Source organism: Allobosea sp. 2KB_26, assembly GCF_052115715.1.
Classification (GTDB): Bacteria; Pseudomonadota; Alphaproteobacteria; order Rhizobiales; family Beijerinckiaceae; genus Allobosea.
On record NZ_JBFRHE010000004.1, the window covers coordinates 354,901 to 380,289 of the forward strand.

Consider the following 25,389-nt stretch of genomic DNA (forward strand, 5'->3'; position numbering starts at 1 on the left):
TCGGCCGGCGCCGCTCGGCGCCGGCGACTTGTCCGCCGCGCGAGATGGAGCCTTCCATGCTGCTGGTTGCCGAGCCCATCCTGGGCCCCGAAGAGAAGACTGTCCTTTCAGAGGTCATCGACAGTGGCTGGCTGACCATGGGGGACCGGGTCAGAGCTTTCGAGCAGGCCTTTGCCGAAGCCCATGGCGTCGCGGATTCGGTCGCGGTGAATTCCTGTACGGCGGCCCTCCACCTCATTCTGCACGCCCTGGGCCTGGGGTCAGGCGACGAGGTTTTGGTTCCCGCCCTGACCTTCGTCGCCACCGCCAACTGCGTGGTCTATGTCGGCGCGACCCCAGTCTTCGTCGATATCGAGTCGGCGGATGTCCCGCTGATGTCGCTGGCCGACGCCGAGGCCCGCTGCACCGCGCGGACCAAGGCCGTCATTCTGGTTCATTTTGCCGGCTATCTCGCTGATCGCGAGGCCTGGCGGGACTTCGCCCGCCGGAAAGGGCTTCTTCTGATCGAGGACGCGGCCCATGCGCCCGGGCTGCCGCAGGTCGGGACCTTCGGCGAAGCGGCGGCGTTCAGCTTCTACGGTAACAAGAACATGACCACTGCCGAGGGCGGCGCGATCATCGCCCGCGATTCCGCCCTGCTCGAGACGATCCGGCAGGCGCGGGGGCACGGCATGACCAGCGGAACGCGCCAGCGCCTGAACGCGCGCACGCCGACCTATGATGTCACCATGCTTGGCTTCAACTATCGCATGGACGAGATGCGGGCCGCCATCGGTCTTGTCCAGCTGCGGAAGCTGCCGGGCTGGAACGAGGTCAGGAGCCGCCTGGTGGCGCATTATCGGCGGCTCATCGCCGAACGCTGCCCGTCCGTCACGGTGCCTTTCCAGCAGCCGCGGCTATCCACGTTCCACATCATGCCGGTCGTTTTGCCGGCCGGTGTGGTGCGGCAGGAGGTGATCGATCACCTGCGGGAGAACGGCATTCAGACGACGATACACTACCCTCCGGTCCATCTCATGACGCTTTACCGTGAGCTCTGCCCCGGCGTGCAGTTGCCGCGAACCGAAGATTTCGCGCTGCGTGAGCTGACCTTGCCGCTCCACCCGCGGATGGAAGCCGAAACGGTCGAACTGGTCGTGGGCACATTGGCGCGTGCCGTTCAGGCCGAAACAGTCGTCAAGGCCGTCGCATGATACCCCGCCAGATCCGTGTCAGGCATTCTGCGGCGGGCGTCGATATGAACGCGGTCGCAAGTCGCGCCTTCGACATCATCGTCGCATCTGCAGCTGCCCTGGTCCTGGCCTTGCCCATGCTGGTCATCGCCTGCGCCATCTGGCTGGAGGGCGGTCGGCCGATCCTGTTCTCCCAGGCCCGCCTGGGAAAGGGCGGCCAGCCCTTTCGCATGTACAAGTTCCGGAAGTTTGCGGCTACCTGCGGCACCGAGGGATGTCCCCTGACTATGGCCAAGGACGGGCGCATGACGCCGGTTGGCCGCGTTCTGGCTGCGACCAAACTCGATGAGCTGCCGCAACTTTGGAACGTCCTGAGGGGCGAAATGGCCATTATCGGGCCGCGTCCCGAGTCGCTGGCCTTTGCCGACTGCTTCCAGAATGGCTTCGAACAGGTTCTGGAGCACAAGCCGGGTCTGTTGGGGCCAAGTCAGATCCTGTTCCGCAACGAAGGCAGTCTCTACCCGCCGGACATGGACCCGACGCGCTTCTATCGGGACGTGCTGTTTCCGACCAAGGCACGGCTCGATCTCGCCTATTTCCCCCATCACAGCGTCGTCGGCGACATTGGGTGGCTCATGCGGGGGGTGCTAGCCGTCTTCGGCTGGGTCCCGCCGCAGGCCGTGCCCGCGCAGCGGCCAGGCCGGCCAGGGGGGGCCGAAACCCGCGAAGCAACCAAGTCCGAGGGAGCAGCTCAATGAGCTACAGCGGCATGCGTGTGCTGGTGACCGGAGCCGACGGCTTCATCGGGTCCCATCTGACCGAGGCGCTGGTGCGTGACGGCGCCAAGGTCACGGCCCTTGCCCTCTACAACTCCTTCGACAGCCATGGCTGGCTCGACGATATTCCCGAGGCCACCCGCAATCAGCTGAATCTCGTGCGGGGAGATGTTCGCGACGCCGCGTTCATCGGGCGAATCGTGCAGGGTCAGGAGATCGTTTTCCACCTCGCCGCTCTCATCGCCATTCCCCATTCCTACCTGGCCGCCCAGTCCTATGTGGAAACAAACGTCCTGGGGACGCTGAACGTGCTCGAAGCGGCGCGCCAGCATGGCACCGAGCGGATCGTCCATACCTCGACCAGCGAAGTCTATGGCACCGCCCTGACGATGCCGATCAGCGAATCTCATCCGCTGCAGGGCCAGTCGCCCTATTCGGCGTCCAAGATTGGCGCCGATATGATGGCCGAAGCCTTCGCCCGGTCATTCGGGCTCCCGGTCGTGACGCTCCGGCCGTTCAACACGTTCGGACCGCGTCAAAGCGAGCGGGCGATCATCCCCACCATCATTCGCCAGGCGCTGGATCCGGCCTGCACGGCCATCATGGTGGGCGACACCACGCCGATCAGGGACCTGACCTTCGTCGAGGACACCGTTGCAGCGTTCATGGCCGCTGGCAGCGCAGTCGCGGTCGACTACGGACACGCCTATAACGCGGGCAGTCAGCGGGCGGTGACCGTTGCGGACCTGATCGAGCTGATCCGCGAGCTGAGCGCGTGCCAGAAGCCGGTCCTGCGCGACGAGACGCGGATGCGGCCGGTTAATTCCGAGGTGCGGGCACTCCTGGCCGACTGCTCCCGCTTCGAGCGCGAAACCGGCTGGCGACCGCGCACGAGTCTGCGCGAGGGCCTGGAACGGACGATCGCGTGGTGGCTTACCCGCGTGGCGGCCGGGCAGGTTCGCCGCCAGAAGGACTTCATCACATGAGGTCGGTTCTCCCGAGATCATGGCTTGGGGCGTTCATGGCCGCCGCGCTCGTGCCGGTATTCTGGCCCGCGGCCGCAGCCGACAACCTCTCCGCCGCGCAACTGGTCGCGCCAGTGGACATGCCTTTGCCCGGATATCTGCAACCCGCATCGGATCCGGCCTTCGGAGTGGCGTTCACACGCGTGACACAACCGGGTCCGTTGGGTTCCGGCATCGTGTGCGGCCCCGGCCATTGCAGCCATCGTTATTCGAGTGCCCAGGCCTGGAACGCAGATCAGAGCCTCCTCGTCATCGTCAATGGTTGCAACGGCCTGTGTTTTCTCGATGGGCGCAGCTATGCGCCGCTCTTCCGGCGCACCAGGAGCGGCGAATGCGAATGGCACCCGCGCAATCCGGAGCTGATGATCTGTGTCGGGGGACAGACCGTTTCGTTCTGGGCGCCGCGAACCAATCTCGAGCGAGTGGTCTACACCGCAAATCATCATCGCAACCTGCAATTCGGTCCGTACAAGGGAAACCCGTCCTGGGACGGTCGCCGCATTGTCGTACGGGCACTTTCGGAGAGTGGGGCGCTGGTTGCCTTCGCCTACGACCTGACGACCCGCACGAAGTTTCCCGACATCGCGCTCGCCAACCTTCCGGGCAAAAGCAATGCGTGCTCAATCTCTCCGCTGGGCCTGCATGTCTATTGTCTCCAGAGCTTGCCGGACGAGACCAACCAGTCCTTCATTTTCACGCTCGAAGGGGCTCTGGTGCAGAGCTGGACCGAGAACCATCGGCCCGGTCATGGTGACATGACGGTCGATGCGGACGGGCGCGAAGTCTATGTCGGCATCAGCAAGGCGCCGCCCGATCAGTTCCAGGTCATCAAGCGGCGTCTCGATGACGGAGCAGTCACCGCTTTGACCCGCTATGGCGAGGCTCAGCACGCTTCCCTGGCGATGCGACGGCCCGGCTGGGTTTTCCTGAGCTATTCCGGGATGCCCGACGAGGTCGGTCGCCACGAGGGGTGGGCGCCGTTCGCGCAGGAAATCCTGGCACTCAAGATCGACGGCAGCGGCGAGTTCCGGCGGATCGCGCAGACCAGAAATGCGCCCCATGACTACTGGAGCGAGACCCACGCCTCGCCGTCGCCCGATGGGTCGCAGATCATCTGGTCGAGCAATTGGGGGCAGGCAGGCGGCCCCGTCTTCGATTTCGTCTCGCGCCTGGATTGGCCCGACGAGGTCGCCCCTACCGGACAGGACGCGAGAGGCCAGTGAGATGACCCTGTTTGCAGTCAAGCTTTCCAGCCTCGGCAGGCTCGCATCGGGTGCCCTTTTGGCCGCCTGCCTGGGTGGCGGAGCCCATGCCGGCGCTCCGTACCGGCTCGCCCCGGGCGATACCATCGAGATGGCCCTGGCCGGACTGCCGGATCAGCGCCAACGCGCGACAGTCCAGCTCGACGGCACGATCGCATTGCCCGCTGTCGGCTCGGTCGTCGTCGCAGGCCTCACTCCTGCGGAGTTTCAGGCCCGGATGGAGGCGCTGATGCCGACCAAGGTCTTCCGATTTCGCGCTCCAGACGGCCGCGAACAGGTCCAGGTCGTCAGGCCAGGCGACGTGACCACCTGGGTTGCCGAATACCGGCCGATCTATGTCGCAGGCGACGTACTCACCCCCGGCCAGCAAGCCTATCGGCCGACCATGACGGTTCGGCAGGCCATCACTGTTGCCGGCGGATACAGCCTGCTGCGCTCTCGTGCCGGGCAGCTCGGCCCGGATCCTGTTGATATGAGGCGCGATCACGACTCGCTCTGGACCGAGTATCTGAAGGAATATTTCCACGCGCTGCGCGTGCGCGCTGAGCTGGATGATCAGGAGACCTTTGATCTGCGCCCGCCGAGGAGTTCGCCCCTGCCCACGATCGTGGCCTCGGGCGTCGCCCAGAGCGAGGCGGAATCGCTCAAGATCTCGATGGCCGATTTCCGCGACGAGCGGAGTTTCCTGGAGCGCGCCGTAAAGGAGGCAGGCGAACAGGTCACGGTGCTGATCCAGCGCGAGCAGGAAGAGGAAAAGGGAGTGCAGGCCGATTCTCAGGAACTCGAGCGGGTCAATAAGCTGTTTGGAAGCGGCGCCCTGGTCAGCCAGCGTATCAGCGAGAGCCGACGCGCGCTGCTCCTGTCGTCATCGCGCCGCCTGGAAACCACGGCCCAGTTGATGCGGACGCGGTTTCAGGTCGAAGAATATGGTCGCCAGCTCGAGCGCGTCGCCAACCAGCGGCGGATCACTCTGTTGCGTGAGCTGAGGGACTCCAATTTGCGCTTGGCGGATCTCAGCGTGAGAATTCAGGCGATCAGCGAAAAGCTCCGCCCCCTCGGCAATGTGAGCTCGATGCCAGCTGCAGGCAACGACCTTCGCTCGGAGGTCGTCATCGTCCGGAAAGCCGGCCAGCAATGGCAGCGGTTGCCCTCCACCGAGGACACTGAGGTCGAGCCGGGCGATGTCATCGAGGCCGTGTTCCGCGGAGAGGGGGCCACTGCTGCAGCCGTCCAGTAACGGTCAGCAGGATCGAGGCCCCGATGCCGTCCGCGCATTCGTCTGGGAACGCCGAGCCAACTTTCGCTGCACCCTTTCCATCAGCGCCTCGATGAGCGCATCCGGCATTGGGGGCTGTCTTGGTTCTCGGGCACACGCGGGCGATCAGGCCGGGCAATTGATCTCACCGGGCCAGGCACCTACCCTTGCCAAAGGCTCGGGCTGGGTTTGAAATTTCCAAGGCACCTATGGAGCGCGGGGCAGCACGTCGTTGCCAAAGAAGTCCGTTTGCCGTGGCCCGCTGGCCGTGTTCGCCTGGAGATAGGCCGGACCGCCTCGGCCGGGAGCGGGGCCCACGTCGAGATAGCTGCGCTCCGCCGAAGCACGGGGCGCTGCCGTGGATACGACGGAGGGTGAGGCGAATTCCTCGCGCGGCGTGCAGCCTGCAATACTGGTCAATAGAATAAGACTGGAAACAACCAGAGCAGCTCTCATCGCGCGATCTTCCAACTCATTTCATGCGATAATAGTATCCGAGAAAAACACGGGGCCGGCAAGTTGGCGATCTCCAGCGGTCTGATCAATCAATCACGTCAGAACGACGGTCGTGGAGCTTGAACGCCGAGGTAGCGTGGGAGAACGCTGCGCTCCGCCCCCCTGCTTCCAGTGATGGTCCTCAGGCTCGTGACAGGGAAGTGCCATTCATCGCCGGTACGGTTTGCTGCCGGGGCGCGAGGAGATGCCGTTCGTTCGCTTCAGGCATCTCCTGGAATCAGGTCGCAGTGGCTGAGGCTGCGCTGACCGGTCCATGCAGGAGAGAGCTCAGCAATTCGCTCGCTCCTGACCACAGGATCTGTACGCCCAGGCAGAAGAGAATGAACGCCGAAAGGCGAACCGCAATTTCGGTGCCGCCTTGCCCGAGAAGCTTTTGCACGCGAACGGCATAGGTAAAGCAGAGCCAGATGCTGAGCGCGATTACGGCGATGGCAAGGAGGCTGGCGAGAACGAAAACGACCGCGCCGGAGGATGCCGTGAACGTCGCGCGTGAAAGCCCGATACTGATGGTGACAGCGATCGTGCCGGGCCCGGTGGTCAGTGGCAGGGTCAGCGGATAGAAGGCCTGGTTCAGGAGGTTGGCGCGCGAGACGTCGTCCGCATGCGCGTCGAAATCCTTCTGGCTGCCTTCGTTGAGCAGCTTCCATCCGGATACCGCCACGATCAGCCCACCCGCCACGCGCAGGATGGGGATCGAAATTCCGTAGAATTGCAGGATGAGCGCGCCCAGAAGGAACGCTCCCATCAGAACGAAGAGCGAATTCACCGCGATACGCCGCGCGAGGATGCGCCTTGTGTCGGGCACCGCGCCGCGCGTCAATCCCAGGAAAACGAGTGCTGATCCCGGCGGATTGACCACGGGAAAGATGGCTGCGAGCACAACCAGGAACGTATTGATGGCCGCCGACATTTAAATCGGCTCAAGATAGTGGGGGCTGGTGATACAAAGGCTTGGGCGTATCTCCGCGGGAGGCGGCTCTCCGGAAAGAGCCAAGCCAGCGCGAACGCCGTGCCCACCCCGCTGAACCGGGCGCCCCTCAAGGTCGTCACCAATCGCATCCTTCATCGCGAAGCCTTCAAATTGAAATGGCGTCCTGTTCAGGTTCTCCGCTGTGAGGCAGCGGGTGGATCAGGTCAAAACGATCACGATCATCTTTCTCCCTGGTGCCGAGCAATGGGGCCCATGGGACTGCCCACCGCATCAAGCCGGACTGCGACGCCGTGCCGGCCGCTCGACCGGGAAGGGTTGGTTCGCGCGGCGAATGGAGGCACGGTATGGCGCCGGGATCATGTCCCGGCCATCGATGATCACCGTACGCTTGGCAGTATCCGGACGTCAAAGCCTGCGCGTCATTCATGGCAGGCCGCGTGCGTGGCCGAAAGACCGTGAAAATCCCGGCCCCTGCGCAATCGCTGAATGCTGGCTGAATATGATAGTGCGGCCAAATTCAGCAAAAATGATTTATCTGATTGCCCTTGTCGAGAACGGGGTGGCGGAAAGTTGAAAAAGTTAATTTTGGCAGTAATTTTGTCTATTATTTCAGGAATTGGTGTCAGAGCGCAAAATTTCTATGATTCTTCTGGTAATTATCAGGGGCGAAAGGATAGTGGCGGCCGTATGTACGATCGTAACGGCTCTTATAAGGGGCGTGTCGATGAAACTGGTCGCTCCTTTGATAGCAATGGCTCCTATAAGGGGCGTGTCGATGAAACTGGCCGTTCCTACGACAGCAATGGTTCCTATAAAGGGCGTGTCGATGGGAATGGCAGTTTCTATGACAAAAATGGTTCCTACCAAGGACGAAAGGATAGCAATGGCCATTTCTACGATCGGAATGGATCTTATAAGTGGCGCGCCCAATAATCAGTCTATTTGGTGATACTGCTAAGCCATCCCGTTGAGAGGTCAGGATACCCTGAACAGGGACAGTTCCTCCGAAGAGGTGGGAGAGCAGGTGCCATCCTCGCGGAAGCTTTGGGAAGCCGCACCGGACGATTGAAGTGATCCCTTGCCCGTGCAAGGGCGCGTAAGCCCCCGTCGAGTAGACAGTGTTTGATAGAGATTGGGATGGGAAAGCGGAAAGGTGGATCTGGCGGTCCCAAAGCGGAACTCGCGGCCAGTCACAGCCACCCATTTCAACTCTGTGGAAAGGACCCCGCACGAACACCGGGATCAGTTCAATTCTCGGGAAGGGGGATTCTAGCTAACTCTTTGAAACAAATGGCGCGCCCGACACGATTCGAACGTGTGACCTTTGCCTTCGGAGGGCAACGCTCTATCCAGCTGAGCTACGGGCGCAATCCGTGGAAGGTGGATAGCTGATCGCGACTGCTTCGGCAACGAGGGATTTTGCGATTGAGTAAGAACCCTGGAAGGCAAGGGTCACACGTTCGAATCGTGTCGGACGTGCCGCGGAAATTACGCGCGCTTGATTTAGACTTTCTTGGCTCTTGATTTTAGGGGGGCGCCCTTTTGCCGGCCAGAGCGATCAGGGAGCTGTCGTAGCCCGCGTCGCCGTGGAGGATGCGCGCCGGCGGCATTTGCTCCAGAGGGACCCGACCAGCCGCACAATCGGAAACTTGCGTTGCAGTCAAGGCATGAGCATCGATCGCACACTGAGTCGCAATTACCTCCGATCTGGCCCAAGATTGACGGGCGGGAATAGGAGCTTCGACTGGACGTCGTTCACCCCCGGATTTTGGGCGCCTGCTGAGGAAAGTTGATGACATCCGCCGTTAGCCCGCTTGCGGGAAAGCCTCTCGATCCCAGCCAACTCGTCGATGTCGCTCAACTGACGCAGGATTACTTTGACCGTCCTGATCCGGCTCAACCCGGGCAGCGCGTCGCCTTCGGCACCTCCGGCCATCGCGGTTCGGCATTCCAGCTTTCGTTCAACGAGGCGCATATCCTGGCGATCGCCCAATCGATCTGCCTCTACCGTCAGCAGCAGGGCATCAACGGTCCGCTCTTCCTCGGCATCGACACGCATGCGCTGTCCCGACCGGCCTTCGAAACAGCGCTCGAGGTTTTCGCGGCCAACGGCGTCGTCACCATGGTCGACGAGCATCTGCGCTTCACACCGACCCCGGTGATCTCGCATGCCATTATCCGGCATAATCGCGGCCGGAGCGCCGGTCTCGCTGATGGCGTGGTGATCTCGCCGTCGCACAACCCTCCGGCGGATGGCGGCTTTAAATACAACATGCCACATGGCGGGCCCGCCGATACGGACGCGACCGGATGGATCGAGCGCACGGCCAATGCGCTCATAGCGGAGAAGCTCGCTGGCATCGTGCGCATGCCCTACGGGAGGGCTCTGAAGTCGGATCTGGTCCGACGCCATGACTATATCGAGGCCTATGTCGGCGATCTCGCAGCCGTCGTCGACATGGAGACGATCCGCAGCTCCGGCGTCAGCATCGGCATCGACCCGCTCGGCGGCGCAGGGCTCGACTACTACGCGCCAATCGTCGAGCGCTATGGCATCAATGCGACCACCGTCGACACCAGGCTCGATCCGACCTTCGGCTTCATGAGCGCCGACTGGGACGGCAAGATCCGGATGGACTGCTCCTCGGCCTACGCGATGACGGGCCTGATCGGCATGCGCGATCGCTTTGACGTTGCCTTCGCCAACGACACGGATGCAGACCGGCACGGCATCGTCACCCGCAGCGGCGGGCTGATGAACCCGAACCACTATCTGGCCACGGCCATCGCCTATCTCTTCACCAGCCGTCACGGCTGGCGCGCCGACGCCGCCATCGGCAAGACCATCGTCAGCAGCTCGATGATCGATCGTGTCGCTGGCAAGCTCGGGCGTCGGCTCGTCGAGGTGCCGGTCGGCTTCAAATGGTTCGTTGACGGCCTCTCGGATGGCAGCTTCGGCTTCGGCGGCGAGGAGAGCGCCGGCGCCTCCTTCCTGCGCCGTGACGGCTCGAGCTGGACCACGGATAAGGACGGTATCATCCTCGGTCTGCTCGCAGCCGAGATCACTGCCAGCACCGGATCAGATCCCAGCGAACGCTATCTCTGTCTGACGAGGGAGCTCGGCGAACCGCATTACGCGCGCACTGACGCCGCCGCCAGCCCCGCGCAGAAGGCCGTGCTGAAAACCCTGTCGCGGCCGCAAGTCGCGACCGATCAGCTGGCCGGACAGCCGATCACCGCCATCCTGAACGAGGCGCCGGGCAATGGCGCTGCGATCGGAGGCGTGAAGGTCGTAACCGATGATGGCTGGTTCTGCGCCCGTCCCTCCGGCACCGAGGAGGTCTACAAGATCTACGCCGAGAGCTTCCGCGACGAGGCGCATCTGCGACAGATCCAGGAAGAGGCCCAGACGATCATCAATGGCGCCTTTGCCGCTGCATGAGATGCCGCCCACGATCAGATGCGTTGAGCTGCGGCTCCTTGGGACAGGATGCCTGGGCACGAGTTCAGCCCGTCGTGGTGCGATTGTGCCGTTCGAAGTTGCGCGCCGGTCACGAGCGCCGAAGAAGTCCGTATCCTATGAGGTTCGTGGATTATTCTGGGCGCGCCAGGTGCCCAAATCCAGCTGCGGAGGGAGCTGCTCCGTCCGTGGTGTGCCTCAACCTGGCAGTACTCTACGATGCGACGCCGCGAAGCGTGGGGCCATGCCCACTTCACCACCGACCCGTCCGCCTCTCGGTCGGCCGCGTCCCGATTCGCGGTCGACCGGTCGGTCCATTTTGAGTTTTGGCGGCCAATCGGTTGCGAGACCGGGCCGGGCAGCGCCCGTTCCAATAAGGGACGGGGCAGCTGTCTTGAATGAGGGGTGCGTGCCAAGCAGCGGTTCTCAGCCTCCGGTTCGGACAGGCACGAAACGCCATGCACATAGTTTGGGACGCAGGGCGATGGCGCGCTTGGGTGCTTGGCCTAGATTGGTGCGTTCGCATTCGCGCCCACTCTCGAACAAGGAGCCCTATGATGATCCGTTCGATCACTCTCACCGGCCTTATCGGCCTCGGCCTCTTACTCGCAGGCTGCAACCCTGAGTCTCAATCGCAGCGCACGCTTGGCGGTGCCGCAATTGGTGCTGGCGGTGGTGCGCTCGTCGGCGGGATCGCGGGCGGCGGACGTGGTGCCGCGATCGGTGCCCTTGCTGGTGGCGTGACCGGTGCGGTCGTCGGCCGGGCGACGACCCCGAACAACTGCATCTTCCAGGATGCGAGCGGTCGCCGCTTCACGGGTCCCTGCCCGTAAGGCGCCTGAGTGCTGCTGTAGGGCCGATTGGCGAGCCTCCTGGCAGCATCCGGTTCTCTATACCGCTGCTCCAACGGGGTTGCCGTTGCGCGTGAGGGCCAATAGCGCAACCCCTGTCGGGCCGGACCGTCGCACCGGCAACGGGCATGCATGATTGAACGAGACCGCGTCGGATGCCGGCGCAGTCAATGGCTGGATTCCGATCCAGGACCTGGTCGTCGTCGGCAATTTTGGATCGAGACGTCGGATCGAATCGGCTATCAGCCGGGATGTCAGTTACGTAACCAGTCATCGTGCAACGGGGCCGGAGAGCGAATGAGGCTGTTTGCTGCGAAGGGCGTGAAGGCCATCTGGCTGATGGCTACGCTCATTCTCTGCGCCTGCTCGGCTGCGGATGTTGGGCCCGTCAACAGTCTTGCCGAGAAAGCGCCGCCGCCTTCGCCGGAATTCGTTCCCGATCGTGGGGATGACGGCTCGATGGTCGTTGGCCTCGCCTTCTCGGGAGGTGGTGTTCGCGCTTCGGCCTTCTCCTATGGCGTCTTGCGTGCGCTTGACGAGATCGTCGTCGATCAGAAGCCCTATGAACGTACGATGGTCGATAATGTCCGTATGATTTCCGGGGTTTCCGGAGGAGCTATCACGGCGGCCTATTTCGGCTATCGCGGCCGCGACGATTATCGTGATTTCGATGAGCGCTTCTTGTTTCAGCATGCAGAAGCGAGCATGCAAACATCGCTGGCATCACCATTCAGCCTGTCTCGGGCAGTCGCGGGCGGCGTAAATGACCGAAATACCTTTGCGCGCTGGTTGAATGATAACCTGTTCGATGGGGCTGATTTTACACGCTTCAAATGGGCGAACGCGCCATCAGTCTGGATCAGCGCTTCGGATATCTACAATCGGACGCCTTTTCTCTTTAGCTACGATACCTTTGCGGCGCTCTGCAGCGATCTCGACAAGCTGAAGATTTCGGATGCGGTGGCAGCCTCGGCGGCCGTGCCGGTCGTCTTTGCACCCGTCGTGCTGGCTGCCACCAAGCAGGATTGCGGCTACCGCCACCCTGCGTGGCTCAAGGGTGCGCTAAGCGGCTCCAACCCATCCTTGCGGCTGACGGCCTACGCCAACGCATTGGATTCCTACCATGCCGAAGACGGCATCAAATTTGTGCGGCTTATGGATGGTGGGCTGACGGACAATCTGGGCATAACGGGGTTCGTGCTGGAAAGAAGCGCGTCCAAGACCCCGCACGGACCATTATCGGCGGAGCAGGCCGTCAAGCTGCGCCATTTCCTGTTCATTGTTGCCGATGCGGGCCGGGGTCAGACGGAGGATTGGGGAGCTTCGATGAATGGCCCCTGGCTGGCGCCGCTGGTCGAAGCGGCAATCGATACCGGCATGACCTCCTCGTCTCGTCATGCTCTCGACGCTTTGAACTTTGCAGTCGAAAGGTGGAAGGAGCGGGTGGTCGCCTACCGTTGCGGGTTGCCGTTGGAAACCGTGCGCCGGATCCGGGGCAGCGCCGACGGCTGGGACTGCCGCAAGGTCGATTTCAGGGTCGAGCACCTCGAATTCGCGGATCTCGAACCAAACGTCGCGGCCAGCCTGAACCGCGTCGAAACGCGGCTCTCGCTGCCGCGCGAGCAGGTGGAGCTGCTCATCGAGGCCGGCAAGACGGTTGTTCACCGGAGCGTTGCGGTCAAACAGGCGGTCGACGATATCCGCCGCATTGCGGGCGTCGTCGGGGGACATTGACCACAAGCCCCCTACGGTTCGGACAATGGCGCGCCTGCCAGAGCAGGGCCTATTCAAATGGATTGAATGGCGTCGGGAAATGTCCGGTGGGGGCGATTTCCGCATAGGCAGGTCGCGCAATCAGACGTCCGGCACCAGGCTGCACCAGCACGTTGGTGCCGTCGAAGATCAACTGGCCGCGCTGGTAGGTCGCGGTGGGATATCCCTGAACCTCGAGCCCCTCATAGGGCGTGTAGTCGCTGCCATGGTGCTGCAGGGCATTGGTCAGGCGCATGCGCCGGGTCGGATCGAAGAGGACAATATCGGCATCGGCGCCGATCGCGATGGAACCCTTGCGCGGGGCAAGCCCGAAACGGCGCGCCGGATTGGTCGCAACGAGCGAGACGAACGTGCGCAGATCGATGCGTCCCTTGGCGACCCCCTCGGAATAGAGAATCGGCAAGCGCGCTGCGAGGCCGGGAACGCCATTCGGGATCTTGTTGAAGGGGGCCGTTTCGCCGTGCTGCTTCTTGCCGCGCGGATCGTCGAAGCGCAGCGGCGAGTGATCGGATGAGACGATGTCGATGACGCCGTCTCGGATGAGCTGCCACAAGGCTTCGCCATCAGATGGCGGACGCAGCGCCGGCGAGATCATGAACTTCGCGCCTTCGAAACCGGGCCGGTCCATGTCGGATTCGCCCAACACGAGATATTGGGTGCAGGTCTCGGCCCAGGCCTTCTGGCCGCGGGCCTGGGCGCGCGCGACTTCCTCCCCGGACTGCGCGCCCGAGACGTGGAAGACCTGGACCGGGGTGTCGAGCGCCTCCGCCAGCGCCAGAATGCGGTGGGTCGCTTCGCGCTCGACCACCATGGGTTTGGCCGAGGCGAGATGCCGCGGCGCGGTCTGCCCTGCCGCCAGCAGCGCCTGCGTCAGCCAGCCGATCAGTTCGTGATGTTCGGCATGCACGCAGACGAGCGCTCCGGCGCGCCGCGCCGCGGCAAGCGTCTGCAGGATCTGCGCATCGGCGAGACGATTGCTCTCATAGGTCATGAAGACCTTCACCGAGCGGTGGCCCGCTGCCACCAGTGCCGGCAATTCCCGCTCGAGAACGTCCGGCGTCGGATCGTTGATCAGCAGGTGAAAGCCGTGATCGATGCGCGCCTGCTTCGCTTTCGTGGCATAGGCCGCGACGGCCTCGGTGAGCGATCCGCCACGCGTCTGAGGCGCGTGGCAGACGATCGTCGTCGTCCCGCCTGCCGCAGCCGAGGCCGTCCCGCTTGCAAAATCATCGGCGATATCGGCGCCGGACGAGAAGGGCTGGTCGAGATGCACATGCGTGTCGACCCCGCCCGGAAGGACCAGCAATCCCTTCGCATCGATATCGGTGTCGCCTCGAGGCAGACCGGCGCCGATCGCAGCAATCAACCCATCCTTGACGCCGACATCGCAAACGGAGATGTCGGATGCGGTCACCGTCGTTCCGCCACGAATGACGAGATCGAAATCGCTCATTGTAGTTCTCCGGTTCTGGCGGCTGGCTCGCCATTCACAAGCCGGCGCGGCTGCGCCGCAGTCTCGAGGGGATGATGAAGACGGAATTGCGCGTCCGGTTGGGCGAGCGGAGCTTTGGCGTCGAGCGGCCTTGGGGCGATCTGTCTCAAGCGCGGGGAAAGATCACCGACGTCACGATCGATGCCGAGGGTCGCGTCTATGTGCTGCTGCGCTCCGACGTCGCGGTCGATGCTCCCGGCCCCTGCGTCGTGGTTCTCAACCGTGACGGAGACTGGATCGCGAGCTGGGGCGAAGGCCTCTGCGTCGATGCACACAAGATTGCGGCAGGCCCCGACGGCGTGATCGCCATTGTCGATCGTGATGCCCACCGCATCCTGTTCTGCGATCGGGACGGCGTCGTGCGGAGCCAGATCGGGCAGATGCATCAGCCCGGGGCGCCGTTCAATCATCCCAGCGACATCGCCTTTGCGCCGGACGGGGGATTCTATGTGGCGGATGGCTATGGCCACGCGCTCGTGCATCGTTTTGACCGCGCTGGGCGGCATCTGTCGAACTGGGGCTCCGTCGGCACGGCGCCGGGCGCGTTCCTGACGCCACATGGCATCTGCGTTCTCAGCGATGGCCGCGTGATCGTGGCCGATCGCGAGAACAGCCGCGTCCAGGCCTTCACGGCCACCGGCGATCTGCTCGCCGTCTGGGACGGGTTCCTGCGGCCGCAGGATGTCGTTGCCGATGCCGCCGATCGCATCCATGTCTGCGACTCGATTCCCACGCTCAGCCTGCTGGCCTCGGATGGGGACCTGCTTGGCCGCTGTCGTCCGGTGCTGAACGGTGCCCACGGCATGTGGCTCGCCCCGAACGGCGACATCCTCCTGGCGGAGACCAGCCCCAACCGCCTGACGCGGCTGTTTCCGGTCTAGCCGGTGCTCCGGACGCGGGCCGGCGATCATCCGGCCTGCGCGACGGCCCTGTGCTGCAGGCGCGACACCATCCGGACGAACGGCCAGAACATCAGGAAATAGACGATCGCGACCGCAACCAGAGGCGTCGGGTTGTACAGAAGGCCCTGGGCGAGCTGCGCGGAACGCAGCAGTTCCTGCAGGGCAACGGCCGAGGCGATCGAGGTCTGTTTCACCAGCTCGACCGTGTTGCTGATCAGGTCGGGCAGCACATTGCGCGCGCCTTGCGGCACCACGACATAGGTCATGCTCTGGCGCCAGGTGAGCCCGGTGGAGCGCGCCGCTTCGCGTTGCCCCGTCGGCACGGACTCGATGCCGGCGCGGAAGATCTCGGCGAAGTAGCTGGACCCGTTGAGGGTCAGCGCGAGCACGGCGGCAGTGAACTCGTTGAGCTTCAGCCCGAGGAAGGGCAGGCCGAAGAAGATGAAGATCAGCAGCACCAGTGGCGGGATCGCCCGCATGACGTCGACATAGGCGACCAGCAGCATCCGCAGCAGTCGGTTGGGCGAATCCTGCGCCATCGCGATGGCGACACCGCAGGAGACCGATAGCGGCACGGCGACTGCCGCGAGCGCCAGCGTCATCCAGAAGCCCTGCAGGAGCAGCGGCCAGACTTCCCGGAGGACGTCGATATTGAGGAATGTCGTGACGAGTTCGTCCATCACGACCTCGGATGGGCATAAGCGCGTTCGAGCCAGCGCGTGAAGCGCACGAACGGCAGGAACAGGGCGAGGAACAGCAGCGCACCAACGGTGAGGGCTGTCGGATTGGCAACATTCGACTGGATGCTCGACGTCACATTGAGCAGTTCGGGAACCGCGACGACCGAGCCGAGCGTCGTGCCTTTGCTGATGCCGATCGCGCGGTTGGTCAGGGGCGGGATCGAGATGCGCACGACCTGCGGCAGGATGATATGGACCAGCGTCTGGTTGAAGCCGAGCCCGGTCGAGCGCCCGGCTTCCCATTGCCCCTTGGCAACCGCATTGATGCCGGCCCAGAAGATCTCCTCGGAGAAGGCCGAGAGCACGATTGCCAGCGCTAGAACGGTGGCGGTGAACGGCCCCAGCATCAGCCCGAAAGAGGGCAGCGCGAAATAGGCCAGCATGATCAGCACGAGCTGCGGGATCGAGCGGAAGAAATCGATATAGAGGATGATCAGCGCGTTCAGCGGCTTGAAGCCGTAGAGCCGCAGGATTGCGATGGCGAGGCCGAGCGGCACGCCGATCAGCACCGTCAGAATCGACATTTCGATAGTGATCAGGAAGCCGCGCAGGATGTCGGGCCAATAGGCGGACATCAGCGAGAAGTCGAAGAAATAGCGGACGATCTGGTCCATGACGTACTGTCAGGCCCTGGAGCGCGTGACGAAGTCGCGGATGCGCTGATGCTGCGGCGAGACCAGGATGTCCTCCGGGGTGCCCTCCGCCAGCACCGCGCCATGATCCATGAACACGACGCGATCGGCGACATCGCGCGCGAAATGCATCTCATGCGTGACGACGATCATGGTCATGCCCATCTCCTTGGTGCGGACCATGACGTTCAGGACCTCGCCCACGAGCTCGGGGTCCAGTGCCGAGGTCGGCTCGTCGAAGAGCATCACCTGCGGCTCCAGCGCCATGGCGCGGGCAATGCCGACGCGCTGCTGCTGGCCGCCGGATAATTGCGCCGGATAGGAGTCGGCCTTGTGCGCGAGCCCGACCAGCTCGAGATGCTGGCGCGCCTTCTGCTCGGCCTCGGCCTTTCCGAGGCCGGCCACCTTGCGCAGCGCCAGGGTCACGTTTCCCAGGGCCGTCTTGTGCGGATAGAGGTTGATGCCCTGGAAGACCATGCCGATGCGCCGGCGCAGCAGGTTGAGATCGACCTTGGCGCCGGTCACTTCCTCGCCGCCGACGCGGATGGTCCCCGCTGTCGGCTCTTCCAGCCGGTTGATGCAGCGCAGGCAGGTGCTCTTGCCCGAGCCGGACGAGCCGACGATCACGACGGCCTCGCCCTTGGCGACCCTGAGATCGACGCCGCGCAGGACTTCGACATTGCCGAAGCTCTTCCGCAGACCGTCGATGGCGACGATCGGCTCTGCGGATGCAGGCGTGATTGCGGTCGCTGACCTCACTTACAGACGGCCTTGTGCTCGGTCGCGTCGTAGCCCTCGAAGCCCGGGGCACCGATGCCCGGATAGATCTTCGCCGAAGAGGACGAGGCGTCCGGCTTCACACCGAACCACTTCTCATGGATCTTGGCGAGCGTGCCGTCCGTCTTGATGCATTCGAGGGCTTCCTCGACCTTGGCGCGAAATGCTGCGTCCTCCTTGCGGAAGGCGATGCCGAAATTGCGGCCGCTGTCGAGCACGAACGCAACCTCGGCTGCAGGCGTCTGCGTCGAAACGTAGCGCGAGACCGGCGCATCGGCGACGTTGGCGAAGGCGCGGCCGATCATCACGGCCTGCACCGCGTCGGCATTCTTGTTGTAGCGCTGGATCGTATAGCCGTACTTGGCTTCGTTGTCGGTCAGCCACTTGTCCGAAATGCTGCCATTGTTCACGGTCAGCGCCTTGCCCTTCAGCTCCTCCAGATTGGCGATCTTGCCGCCCTTCTTGACGAGGAAGCCGAGGCCGGTCGGCATATAGGGCTCGCTGAACAGCATCTGCTGCGCGCGCTCCGGCGTGATGTTGGTCGGTGCCGGGATCATCTCATAGCGCTTGGAAAACAGTCCGGCGAAGATCGCCGAGAAGTTCGAGTCCGTGACGTCGACGCCCGGGCGGCCCAACTTCTGTGCCAGCGCCAGCGACATGTCGTATGTGAAGCCCGTGGTCTCGCCGGCCGCCGTCTTGAAGCAGAACGGGGCAAAGCCGAGGTCGCAAGCCACTTTCAGCTTCTCATTGGCTGGATGATCGGCGTCCTGGGCCAGCACAGGGGTGACAAGGAGCGCCGCCACGGCGAAACCCTGAACGGCCGTGCGCGCCGCTTTGACCGACAAAAACCTCATCATCCTGCTCCCGTTAGATGCTGTCGCCGAGGGGACGTGATCGCCGCGCCTGTCGCTTGCAACAATCCGGCCACCCCAGCGGTAAAACTCTAACAGTGCAAATTCATGCCTTACCAATCACTTATTGTCGGGTGTCCATAACCTTATGTTAAGTCTCTGCCGCCCTCACCGGACCGCGGCCTGTAGATGGGGCGATGCTGCCGCAGGTTCTGTCGCCCACGGATAACATGCCGTTATGACTCCACGCCGAATTAGCATGTTCGTTCGGGCGTGCGGCCATCTAAGTTCGTCACGGCCCGGCGGGCTGCCGGCATTCGAGGCTGATTCGAGGCTGACCGATGGGACGTTTTCTGACGATTGGGGATGTCGAGGCGGCTATTGCCGGTGGCTCGATCTTTGCCGCTGGCGGCGGCGGCTGGGCTGAGCATGGGCGCATGCTGGGAACTGCAGCGGTGATGGCTGGCCGGCCGGAGCTGGTTTCGATTGAAGAGGCGCCGGACGACGCGATCATCGCGACGGCGGCTGCAATCGGCGCTCCCGCCGGCACGACGGAATGGGAGATGCAGGGCGTCGACTATGTCCGGGCCGTCCAGTTGCTGCAGGACGCGCTGGGCAAGCCTGTCTATGGCCTGATCATCGGCCAGAACGGCATGTCGAGCACGCTCAATGCCTGGCTTCCGAGTGCTCTCCTCGGCGTGAAGGTAATCGACGCCGTCGGTGATATTCGCGCCCATCCCACCGGTGACATGGGGTCGATCGGCCTTGCCAACAGCCCAGAGGCAACGATCCAGACAGCCGTCGGCGGCAATCGCGCCAAGAATTCCTATATCGAACTGGTGACGCGGGGCGCGACCGGGAAGGTCTCGCCGATCCTGCGTACGGCCTCGGACATGTCGGGCGGGTTCATCGCGTCCTGCCGGAACCCGGTTCCGGCGACCTATGTCCGCAAGCACGCGGCGCTCGGCGGTATTTCCATGGCGCTGGCGCTCGGGGAGCGCATCCTGGCCGCGACGCCCAAGGGCGGGTCCGCGATCATCGACGCAATCTGCGACCAGGTCGGCGGATCGATCATCGGACGCGGGACTGTCGTCCGCAAGGCGGTGCAATATACCAGCGAGGCCTTTGATATCGGGACCATCCAGGTCGGCTCCGGCACCGCGGCGCGGATTCTCCATGTCATGAACGAATACATGGCGGTGACCGATCTCGATGGCGCGCGCCTGGCGAGCTATCCCGATGTCATCACCACGCTCGGTTCGGATGGTCGGCCCGTCAGCGTCGGCCATGTCACCGAGGGCATGGAGCTCTCGATCCTGCGCATTGCCAAGGATCGCATCCCGTTGAGTTCCAGCGTGACCGATCCGAGTGTCTATCCGATCGTCGAGAAGGCGCTCGGGATGGATTTCACCGGCTATGCACTTGGATGAACAGCTGGAAACCCACATGCATTGTTTCCGCCGTCGCAATAACGACCGATTATGGGCGACCGCGAAATTGGTATGTTTGGCTCTGAGGCCGAGCAGCTATCGTGACACGAATGGCCTGCGGGCCACGCAGCATCAACCGGGCATCTGACCATGAGTGATTTCGATCTCGTTCTTCGCGGCAATGTCGTTCTGTCCGACCAGATCATCGAGGACGGCTATGTCGCCGTCACCGGTGGCAAGGTCGGCGCCGTCGGTGCCGGTACATCGCCTTCGGCGCGCGAGACGCAGGATTTCCGCGGCCAGTGGATCATCCCGGGCGTGATCGACGGCCAGGTCCATTCCGGTAGCCAGGCCAACCACGAGGGCATCGGCATGTGCTCGCGCGCCGCGGCTGCCGGCGGCGTCACCGTCATGGTCGACATGCCCTATGACGAGCCCGAGCCTGTTACCAATGCCAGGCTCTTCAACGAGAAGGTCGCGATCGTCGAACGCGACGCGCATGTCGATGTCGCGCTCTATGCCACGATCACCATCGAGAACGGGCTGCACGCCATTCCGGGCCTCGTCGATGCGGGCGCCTGCGCCTTCAAGTTCTCGACATTCGAAGCGAATCCGACGCGCTTCCCGCGCATCGGCGACGACACGCTTTACGAGGCGTTCAAGCTGATCGAGCCGACGGGCCTCCTCTGCGGTGTCCATAACCAGGACCAGGAGATGACGCGCCGGAACATCGCGCGCCTGATCGAGGCCGGCGATACCGGCTCCGACGCGTTCCTGCGCGCCCATACCCCGCTGGTCGAGAACCTCGCCACGGCACGGATCTACGAAATCGGCGCCGAGACCGGCGCCCGCGCCCATGCGGTCCACGTCTCGACCTCGCGCGGCTTCGAGATCTGCAACCTCTACAAGCGCGCCGGCTACAAGGCGACGGTCGAGAGCTGCGTGCAGTATTTCATGCTCAATGCCGAAGAGCACGGCCCGCGCTTCGGTGCCAAGATCAAGCATTACCCGCCGATCCGGCCGAAGGCGGAGAGCGAGCTGCTCTGGAGCCACCTCGCCGCCGGTCATTGCGATTTCATCTCCTCCGACCACGTCTCCTGGGGGCTGGAGAAGAAGGGCGATCCCAACATCTTCAAGAACACCTCCGGCGGCCCCGGCATCGAGACCCTGCTGCCGGCGCTGTGGACCGGCTGCGAGGAGCGCGGCATCTCCCCGACCATGGCGGTGAAGCAGCTCTGCGAAGGCCCGGCGAAGGCCTTCCTGCTCGCCGACAAGGGCCGTCTCGCGCCCGGCGCCGATGCCGACATCGTCGTGCTTGAGCCCGGCCGTTTCGTCCACGATCCGAGCAAGAGCCTCGCGGCGGTGAAGTGGAGCTCTTTCGAGGGCCGCGAATTCCGCGTGCGGGTGGCCGCGACCTATGTCCGCGGAGCTCTCGCCTGGGATGGCGCGAAGATCTGCAACAAGGCGGGTGACGGCCGTTTCCTGCGGCCCTCGGCGTAAGGCGCGGCCAATGTCGATCGACGCAGAGCGCTTGTGGCGGCGCATCGAGGCGCTGTCTGGGATCACCGACCCCGATCGTCCCTGGACGCGGCGTTCCTTTACGCCGCGCTTCCTCGAAGGACGCAAATGGCTGGCGGCGGAGTTCCGCGCAGCCGGTCTCGCGACGACGATCGACGCAGGTGGCAATCTCGTCGGCCGCCTCGCTGGCGCCGACCCCTCGCTGAAGCCGATCATCATCGGCTCGCATTCCGATACGGTGCCCTCTGGCGGCCGGTATGACGGGATTCTCGGCGTACTGGCGGGGCTGGAGGTCGCGCAGAGCTTCACCGAGCGCGGCGACCGGCTGCGGCATTCGCTCGAGGTCTACGACTTCCTGGCCGAGGAGCCGAGCGAGTTCGGCCTCTCCTGCATCGGCAGCCGTGCCCTTGCCGGGGCGCTTTCCGACGAGATGCTGGCGATGACGCGTCCCGACGGCATGACCCTGCGCGAAGGCATCGGCTTCGTCGGCGGCCGGCCGGACGACCTCGCCTCTGTTCGACGCGCCGCCGACAGCGTCGCGGCCTATGTCGAGGTTCATATCGAGCAGGGGCGTGTGCTGGAAAACGAGGGCATCGCGATTGGTGTCGTCACCGACATCGTCGGCATCCGGCGCGAGCGCATCATCGTGTCCGGACGCGCCGACCATGCGGGGGCGACGCCGATGCCGCTGCGCGCCGATGCGCTGGTCGGCGCCGCAAAGCTGATCGAGGCCGCTTACGAACGTGCCAGCGCGCGCTCGAACGATCCCCAACCGCTGGTCGCCACCTTCGGTCGGATCGAGGTCAGCCCCAATGCCGCCAATGCCGTGCCTGGCGAAGCCGTCCTGACCCTCGAGGTGCGCTCGGGCGACGAGGCGGCGGTCAAGGCGTTCGGCGAGGACCTGGTCAGCGATCTGAAGCCGGCGCTGGCGGCGCTGCGTCTCACTGTGCGGTCGGAACCGATCAGCCATGTCCCACCGACGGGCTGCGCGCCGGCGGTGCGCTCGGCGATCGCGGCCGCCGCGGCCGCGCTCGGCCTGTCGACGCGGGACCTGCCGAGTGGTGCCGGGCATGACGGCGTCTTCGTCGCTCGCACCGGCCCGATCGGCATGATCTTCGTGCCCTGCCTCGATGGTCGCAGCCACGCGCCGGAAGAAACGATCGAACCGCATCAGGCCGCGGACGGTGCCCGCGTCCTCGGCGAAACGGTGCGCCTGCTCGACGCGACACTCGGTTGACGCGATGGAATGGTCCGTCATCGATCTGGCCGAGCGCGATCTCTACAAACTGCTCGTCAACACCGTGTTGCCGCGCCCGATCGCGCTCGTCACCACGGTGAATGGGCAGGGGCAGGCCAATGCGGCGCCCTTCAGCTTCTTCAACGTCTTCAGCCATGCGCCGCCGCTCGTCGTGCTCGGCATAGAAGGCCGCGATCTGGAGGATGCGCCGCTGAAGGATACGATGCGCAACATCCGCGCGACGGGGAGTTTCGTCGTCAACCTCGTCGACAGGGCGCTGGTCGACGCGATGCAGGTCTGCGCGATCGATTTTCCCGGCGATGTCGATGAGATCGCGGCGGCTGGGCTTGAAACCGCTCCTAGCCGCAAAGTCGCCGCGCCCCGCCTCGCAGCGTCGCCGGTCCAGCTCGAATGCCGCGAGACGGTGTCGCTGTCGCTGGGTACGCGCCATCGCAATCTCGTCGTCGGCGAAATCCAGCACATCCATATTCGCGATGGAGCGGTCGATGAGCGGCTGCATGTCGACATCGACAAGCTCGACTTGGTCGGCCGTCTGCATGGTGCCGACTGGTATGTCACCATGCGCGACCGCTTCCAGGCACCGCGCCAGACGCTCGACACCTGGCGCGCGCAACAGGATGGGCTGCGCGCGAAGTCCGAAGGAGAGGCCCCGTGAGTGGCACGATCTTTGTCATCAACCCCAATTCGAACGGGGCGGTGACCGCCGGCATCGATACGGCGGTGGCGCCGCTCCGCTCGGTTGATGGTCCGGCGATCGCGTGCCTGACCCTGGCCGAGGGCCCTCCCGGCATCCAGTCCCAGCGCGATATCGACGGCCTGATCCAGCCCATGCTCAGGCGGGCGGCCGCACTGGAGAGCGAGGCTTCGGCCTTCGTCGTCGCCTGCTTTTCCGACCCGGGCATGTATGCGCTGCGCGAGCAGAGCGAGAAACCGGTGCTGGGCATTGCCGAGTGCGGGGTCCTGACCGCCTTAACGCTGGGCCAGCGCTTTGGCGTGATCGCCATTCTGCCGGCCTCGATCCCGCGTCACCTGCGCTATTTCGGTGCGATGGGCGTGACGGACCGGCTGGCCGGCGATCTGTCGATCGGCCTGACGGTCGCCGAGCTTGCTGATGACGCGCGGACCATGGGACGGATGACCGAGGTCGGGCGCACCTTGCGCGACACCCATCACGCCGATGTGCTGGTGATGGGCTGTGCCGGCATGGCGCGTTTCCGCGAGCCGCTGGAGAGAGCACTCGACGTGCCCGTGGTCGAGCCGACGCAGGCCGCGGTGACCATGGCGATCGGCCGCGCCCGCCTCGGCTGGGGCGGCCGTCCGCTCCGGGGACATACTGCGTGATGGATCTTGTTGCGCGCCTCGCCGAGATCGTCGGCGAGAGGCATGTGCTCGTCGATGCCGAAGCGCAGGCACCGTTTCTGACGGATTGGCTCGGCAAATACAGGGGCGATGCAGCCGCCATCGTCCGGCCCGGCTCGACCGAGGAGGTCGCGGCCGTGATGGCGCTTTGCGCGGCACGGGCGATTCCGGTCGTCCCCCAGGGCGGCAACACCAGCATGTCGGGCGGCGCGACGCCGGATATGTCGGGGCGCGCCATCGTCTTGTCGTTGACGCGGATGAACCGCATCCGCGCGGTCGATCCGATCGGCAACACGATGACGGTCGATGCTGGCGCCGTTCTCGCCAAGGTCCAGGAGGCCGCGAAAGTGGCTGGGCGCTTCTTCCCACTCAGCCTTGGAGCCGAGGGGAGCTGCACGATCGGCGGGAATCTTGCGGCCAATGCCGGCGGGGTCGCCGTGCTGCGCTACGGCACCATGCGTGAACTGACGCTCGGGCTCGAGGTCGTCCTGCCGGACGGGAGGATCTGGGATGGCCTCACCGCGCTGCGCAAGGATAACACCGGTTACGCCTTGCGGGATCTGTTCATCGGATCGGAAGGGACGCTGGGCGTCATCACCGGCGCGGTCCTGAAACTGTTTCCCCAACCCTTGGCGCGCGCGACGGCCTTCGTCGCCTTGCGCGACGCGAACGCCGCCCTGTCCTTGCTGCCTTCGGTGCGCGCCCGCTGTGGCGATCGCCTGACCGCCTTCGAATTCATGACCGGCGATTGCCTCTCGCTCATCCTGAAGCACGTCACCGAGGCGCGCTTGCCGCTCGGCGCCCTTCCGCCCGCGGCGGTGCTGATCGAATTGTCCGATGCGGATGACGAACTGGCGCTGACCGAGCGGCTCGAAGGCGCGCTGGCAGAATCTGCCGAGACAGAGATCGTTCTCGACGCCGCGATCGCCCAGGATGGTGTGCAGGCCAAGGCGTTCTGGCGTATCCGCGAGGGCGTCTCGGAAGCCCTGGTGCGCGAAGGCAAGGCTGCCAAGCACGATGTCTCGGTGCCGGTCGCGGCCATGGCCGATTTCGTCGCAGCCGCGGATGCGGCTGTCATCGCCGCGGCTCCCGGCGTGCGCCCCATCGTCTTCGGTCATCTCGGCGACGGCAACCTGCACTACAATCTTCTGCCGCGCATGGGGCAGAGCGATGCGGACTTTGCCGTCCTCGCACCGCAGCTCACCCGCATCGTCCATGACGAGACGTGCAAGCGCCGCGGATCGATCAGCGCCGAGCATGGCATCGGTCAGCTTCGGGTCTCGGAGATGCCGCGCTGCAAGGCGCCGATCGAGTTGGACCTGATGCGCTCGCTCAAGACCCTGTTCGACCCCCACAATCTGCTCAATCCGGGCAAGTTGCTGCCCGCCCCCGTCAAGAACTGAGGACTA

The 25,389-nt window shown here is 64.3% G+C and carries 22 protein-coding genes and 1 tRNA gene; 16 read left to right on the top strand and 7 right to left on the bottom strand.

Translation table 11 applies throughout. From position 1 onward, the window contains the following. The first annotated feature begins 56 nt into the window (after positions 1–56). The 5 genes from AB4099_RS15125 to AB4099_RS15145 are packed head-to-tail and all read left to right on the top strand — an operon-like array spanning position 57 to position 5,472. The gene (locus AB4099_RS15125; RefSeq protein WP_441478652.1) at positions 57–1,193 is read left to right on the top strand and encodes a DegT/DnrJ/EryC1/StrS family aminotransferase; all 1,137 of its coding nucleotides are present in this window, start codon (positions 57–59) and stop codon (positions 1,191–1,193) included. A 44-nt stretch (positions 1,194–1,237) separates the two neighbouring features. Further along, on the top strand, positions 1,238–1,930 hold the full coding sequence (locus AB4099_RS15130; RefSeq protein ID WP_441478653.1) for a sugar transferase: 693 nt from the start codon (positions 1,238–1,240) through the stop codon (positions 1,928–1,930). Continuing rightward, on the top strand, positions 1,927–2,934 hold the full coding sequence (locus tag AB4099_RS15135) for an SDR family NAD(P)-dependent oxidoreductase (protein WP_113516949.1): 1,008 nt from the start codon (positions 1,927–1,929) through the stop codon (positions 2,932–2,934). Before AB4099_RS15130 ends, AB4099_RS15135 begins: the two co-directional genes overlap by 4 nt. Further along, positions 2,931–4,196, top strand: a complete 1,266-nt coding sequence (locus tag AB4099_RS15140; RefSeq protein WP_162768298.1) for a hypothetical protein — start codon at positions 2,931–2,933, stop codon at positions 4,194–4,196. The genes AB4099_RS15135 and AB4099_RS15140 overlap by 4 nt, the downstream gene beginning before the upstream one ends. A gap of 1 nt (position 4,197) precedes the next feature. Further along, positions 4,198–5,472: a polysaccharide biosynthesis/export family protein gene (locus AB4099_RS15145; protein ID WP_113516951.1), complete on the top strand. Its 1,275-nt coding sequence runs from the start codon at positions 4,198–4,200 to the stop codon at positions 5,470–5,472. Between the two features lie 751 nt (positions 5,473–6,223). Here the strand turns inward: AB4099_RS15145 and AB4099_RS15150 are convergent. Then, positions 6,224–6,916 (bottom strand): MarC family protein, encoded by a 693-nt coding sequence (locus AB4099_RS15150; protein WP_113516952.1) that lies wholly within the window; start codon positions 6,914–6,916, stop codon positions 6,224–6,226. 507 nt (positions 6,917–7,423) lie between these two features. On the opposite strand from AB4099_RS15150, the gene AB4099_RS15155 reads away from it, so the two are divergent. Continuing rightward, the gene (locus tag AB4099_RS15155) at positions 7,424–7,870 is read left to right on the top strand and encodes a hypothetical protein (protein WP_441478654.1); all 447 of its coding nucleotides are present in this window, start codon (positions 7,424–7,426) and stop codon (positions 7,868–7,870) included. 358 nt (positions 7,871–8,228) lie between these two features. On the opposite strand, the gene AB4099_RS15160 is transcribed toward AB4099_RS15155, so the two are convergent. Beyond that, positions 8,229–8,305 (bottom strand) — tRNA-Arg (locus tag AB4099_RS15160). Positions 8,306–8,729: 424 nt separating this feature from the next. Here AB4099_RS15160 and pgm point away from each other — a divergent pair. From pgm to AB4099_RS15175, 3 genes are all read left to right on the top strand, one after another. Further along, entirely contained in the window at positions 8,730–10,379 is a 1,650-nt protein-coding gene (pgm, locus tag AB4099_RS15165; RefSeq protein WP_441478655.1) for a phosphoglucomutase (alpha-D-glucose-1,6-bisphosphate-dependent), read from the top strand. A gap of 575 nt (positions 10,380–10,954) precedes the next feature. Continuing rightward, positions 10,955–11,230: a YMGG-like glycine zipper-containing protein gene (locus AB4099_RS15170; protein WP_113517072.1), complete on the top strand. Its 276-nt coding sequence runs from the start codon at positions 10,955–10,957 to the stop codon at positions 11,228–11,230. 315 nt (positions 11,231–11,545) lie between these two features. Then, on the top strand, positions 11,546–12,982 hold the full coding sequence (locus AB4099_RS15175) for a patatin-like phospholipase family protein (protein WP_441478656.1): 1,437 nt from the start codon (positions 11,546–11,548) through the stop codon (positions 12,980–12,982). Between the two features lie 49 nt (positions 12,983–13,031). Here AB4099_RS15175 and hydA read toward each other — a convergent pair whose 3' ends face one another. Further along, positions 13,032–14,474, bottom strand: coding sequence for a dihydropyrimidinase (hydA, locus tag AB4099_RS15180; protein WP_441478657.1), 1,443 nt, complete (start codon positions 14,472–14,474; stop codon positions 13,032–13,034). Positions 14,475–14,548: 74 nt separating this feature from the next. Between hydA and AB4099_RS15185 the strand changes: the two genes are divergently transcribed. Next, positions 14,549–15,394: an NHL repeat-containing protein gene (locus tag AB4099_RS15185; protein WP_441478658.1), complete on the top strand. Its 846-nt coding sequence runs from the start codon at positions 14,549–14,551 to the stop codon at positions 15,392–15,394. Positions 15,395–15,420: 26 nt separating this feature from the next. Here AB4099_RS15185 and AB4099_RS15190 read toward each other — a convergent pair whose 3' ends face one another. Genes AB4099_RS15190 through AB4099_RS15205 form a run of 4 tightly spaced genes read right to left on the bottom strand, consistent with a single transcriptional unit; the run spans position 15,421 to position 18,418 of the window. Further along, positions 15,421–16,095 carry an amino acid ABC transporter permease gene (locus AB4099_RS15190; protein WP_441478659.1) on the bottom strand — a complete coding sequence of 225 codons (675 nt, stop codon included), beginning with the start codon at positions 16,093–16,095 and terminating at the stop codon, positions 15,421–15,423. Next, positions 16,095–16,769 (bottom strand): amino acid ABC transporter permease, encoded by a 675-nt coding sequence (locus AB4099_RS15195; protein ID WP_113516957.1) that lies wholly within the window; start codon positions 16,767–16,769, stop codon positions 16,095–16,097. The genes AB4099_RS15190 and AB4099_RS15195 overlap by 1 nt, the downstream gene beginning before the upstream one ends. A gap of 9 nt (positions 16,770–16,778) precedes the next feature. Beyond that, positions 16,779–17,546, bottom strand: a complete 768-nt coding sequence (locus AB4099_RS15200; protein WP_441478660.1) for an amino acid ABC transporter ATP-binding protein — start codon at positions 17,544–17,546, stop codon at positions 16,779–16,781. After that, complete coding sequence (locus AB4099_RS15205; protein ID WP_113516958.1) at positions 17,543–18,418, bottom strand: substrate-binding periplasmic protein; 876 nt, start codon at positions 18,416–18,418, stop codon at positions 17,543–17,545. Before AB4099_RS15205 ends, AB4099_RS15200 begins: the two co-directional genes overlap by 4 nt. A gap of 338 nt (positions 18,419–18,756) precedes the next feature. On the opposite strand from AB4099_RS15205, the gene AB4099_RS15210 reads away from it, so the two are divergent. The 6 genes from AB4099_RS15210 (at position 18,757) to AB4099_RS15235 (ending at position 25,383) form a co-directional block, all read left to right on the top strand. After that, positions 18,757–19,845 carry a DUF917 domain-containing protein gene (locus AB4099_RS15210; protein WP_113516959.1) on the top strand — a complete coding sequence of 363 codons (1,089 nt, stop codon included), beginning with the start codon at positions 18,757–18,759 and terminating at the stop codon, positions 19,843–19,845. Between the two features lie 150 nt (positions 19,846–19,995). Beyond that, entirely contained in the window at positions 19,996–21,345 is a 1,350-nt protein-coding gene (locus tag AB4099_RS15215) for a dihydroorotase (RefSeq protein WP_113516960.1), read from the top strand. Positions 21,346–21,355: 10 nt separating this feature from the next. After that, positions 21,356–22,600 (top strand): Zn-dependent hydrolase, encoded by a 1,245-nt coding sequence (locus AB4099_RS15220; RefSeq protein ID WP_441478661.1) that lies wholly within the window; start codon positions 21,356–21,358, stop codon positions 22,598–22,600. A gap of 4 nt (positions 22,601–22,604) precedes the next feature. Then, entirely contained in the window at positions 22,605–23,276 is a 672-nt protein-coding gene (locus AB4099_RS15225; RefSeq protein ID WP_441478662.1) for a flavin reductase family protein, read from the top strand. Then, entirely contained in the window at positions 23,273–23,962 is a 690-nt protein-coding gene (locus tag AB4099_RS15230; protein WP_113516962.1) for an aspartate/glutamate racemase family protein, read from the top strand. The genes AB4099_RS15225 and AB4099_RS15230 overlap by 4 nt, the downstream gene beginning before the upstream one ends. After that, positions 23,962–25,383 (top strand): FAD-binding oxidoreductase, encoded by a 1,422-nt coding sequence (locus AB4099_RS15235; protein WP_441478751.1) that lies wholly within the window; start codon positions 23,962–23,964, stop codon positions 25,381–25,383. Before AB4099_RS15230 ends, AB4099_RS15235 begins: the two co-directional genes overlap by 1 nt. The last annotated feature ends 6 nt before the right edge of the window (positions 25,384–25,389 follow it).

Bases quoted from the DNA above. Each gene is read 5' to 3' on its own strand.
- AB4099_RS15125 (WP_441478652.1), top strand. From the start codon at position 57: ATGCTGCTGGTTGCCGAGCCCATCCTGGGCCCCGAAGAGAAGACTGTC.
- AB4099_RS15130 (WP_441478653.1), top strand. From the start codon at position 1,238: ATGAACGCGGTCGCAAGTCGCGCCTTCGACATCATCGTCGCATCTGCA.
- AB4099_RS15135 (WP_113516949.1), top strand. From the start codon at position 1,927: ATGAGCTACAGCGGCATGCGTGTGCTGGTGACCGGAGCCGACGGCTTC.
- AB4099_RS15140 (WP_162768298.1), top strand. From the start codon at position 2,931: ATGAGGTCGGTTCTCCCGAGATCATGGCTTGGGGCGTTCATGGCCGCC.
- AB4099_RS15145 (WP_113516951.1), top strand. From the start codon at position 4,198: ATGACCCTGTTTGCAGTCAAGCTTTCCAGCCTCGGCAGGCTCGCATCG.
- AB4099_RS15150 (WP_113516952.1), bottom strand. From the start codon at position 6,916: ATGTCGGCGGCCATCAATACGTTCCTGGTTGTGCTCGCAGCCATCTTT.
- AB4099_RS15155 (WP_441478654.1), top strand. From the start codon at position 7,424: ATGCTGGCTGAATATGATAGTGCGGCCAAATTCAGCAAAAATGATTTA.
- pgm (WP_441478655.1), top strand. From the start codon at position 8,730: ATGACATCCGCCGTTAGCCCGCTTGCGGGAAAGCCTCTCGATCCCAGC.
- AB4099_RS15170 (WP_113517072.1), top strand. From the start codon at position 10,955: ATGATCCGTTCGATCACTCTCACCGGCCTTATCGGCCTCGGCCTCTTA.
- AB4099_RS15175 (WP_441478656.1), top strand. From the start codon at position 11,546: ATGAGGCTGTTTGCTGCGAAGGGCGTGAAGGCCATCTGGCTGATGGCT.
- hydA (WP_441478657.1), bottom strand. From the start codon at position 14,474: ATGAGCGATTTCGATCTCGTCATTCGTGGCGGAACGACGGTGACCGCA.
- AB4099_RS15185 (WP_441478658.1), top strand. From the start codon at position 14,549: ATGAAGACGGAATTGCGCGTCCGGTTGGGCGAGCGGAGCTTTGGCGTC.
- AB4099_RS15190 (WP_441478659.1), bottom strand. From the start codon at position 16,095: ATGGACGAACTCGTCACGACATTCCTCAATATCGACGTCCTCCGGGAA.
- AB4099_RS15195 (WP_113516957.1), bottom strand. From the start codon at position 16,769: ATGGACCAGATCGTCCGCTATTTCTTCGACTTCTCGCTGATGTCCGCC.
- AB4099_RS15205 (WP_113516958.1), bottom strand. From the start codon at position 18,418: ATGAGGTTTTTGTCGGTCAAAGCGGCGCGCACGGCCGTTCAGGGTTTC.
- AB4099_RS15210 (WP_113516959.1), top strand. From the start codon at position 18,757: ATGGGACGTTTTCTGACGATTGGGGATGTCGAGGCGGCTATTGCCGGT.
- AB4099_RS15215 (WP_113516960.1), top strand. From the start codon at position 19,996: ATGAGTGATTTCGATCTCGTTCTTCGCGGCAATGTCGTTCTGTCCGAC.
- AB4099_RS15220 (WP_441478661.1), top strand. From the start codon at position 21,356: ATGTCGATCGACGCAGAGCGCTTGTGGCGGCGCATCGAGGCGCTGTCT.
- AB4099_RS15225 (WP_441478662.1), top strand. From the start codon at position 22,605: ATGGAATGGTCCGTCATCGATCTGGCCGAGCGCGATCTCTACAAACTG.
- AB4099_RS15235 (WP_441478751.1), top strand. From the start codon at position 23,962: ATGGATCTTGTTGCGCGCCTCGCCGAGATCGTCGGCGAGAGGCATGTG.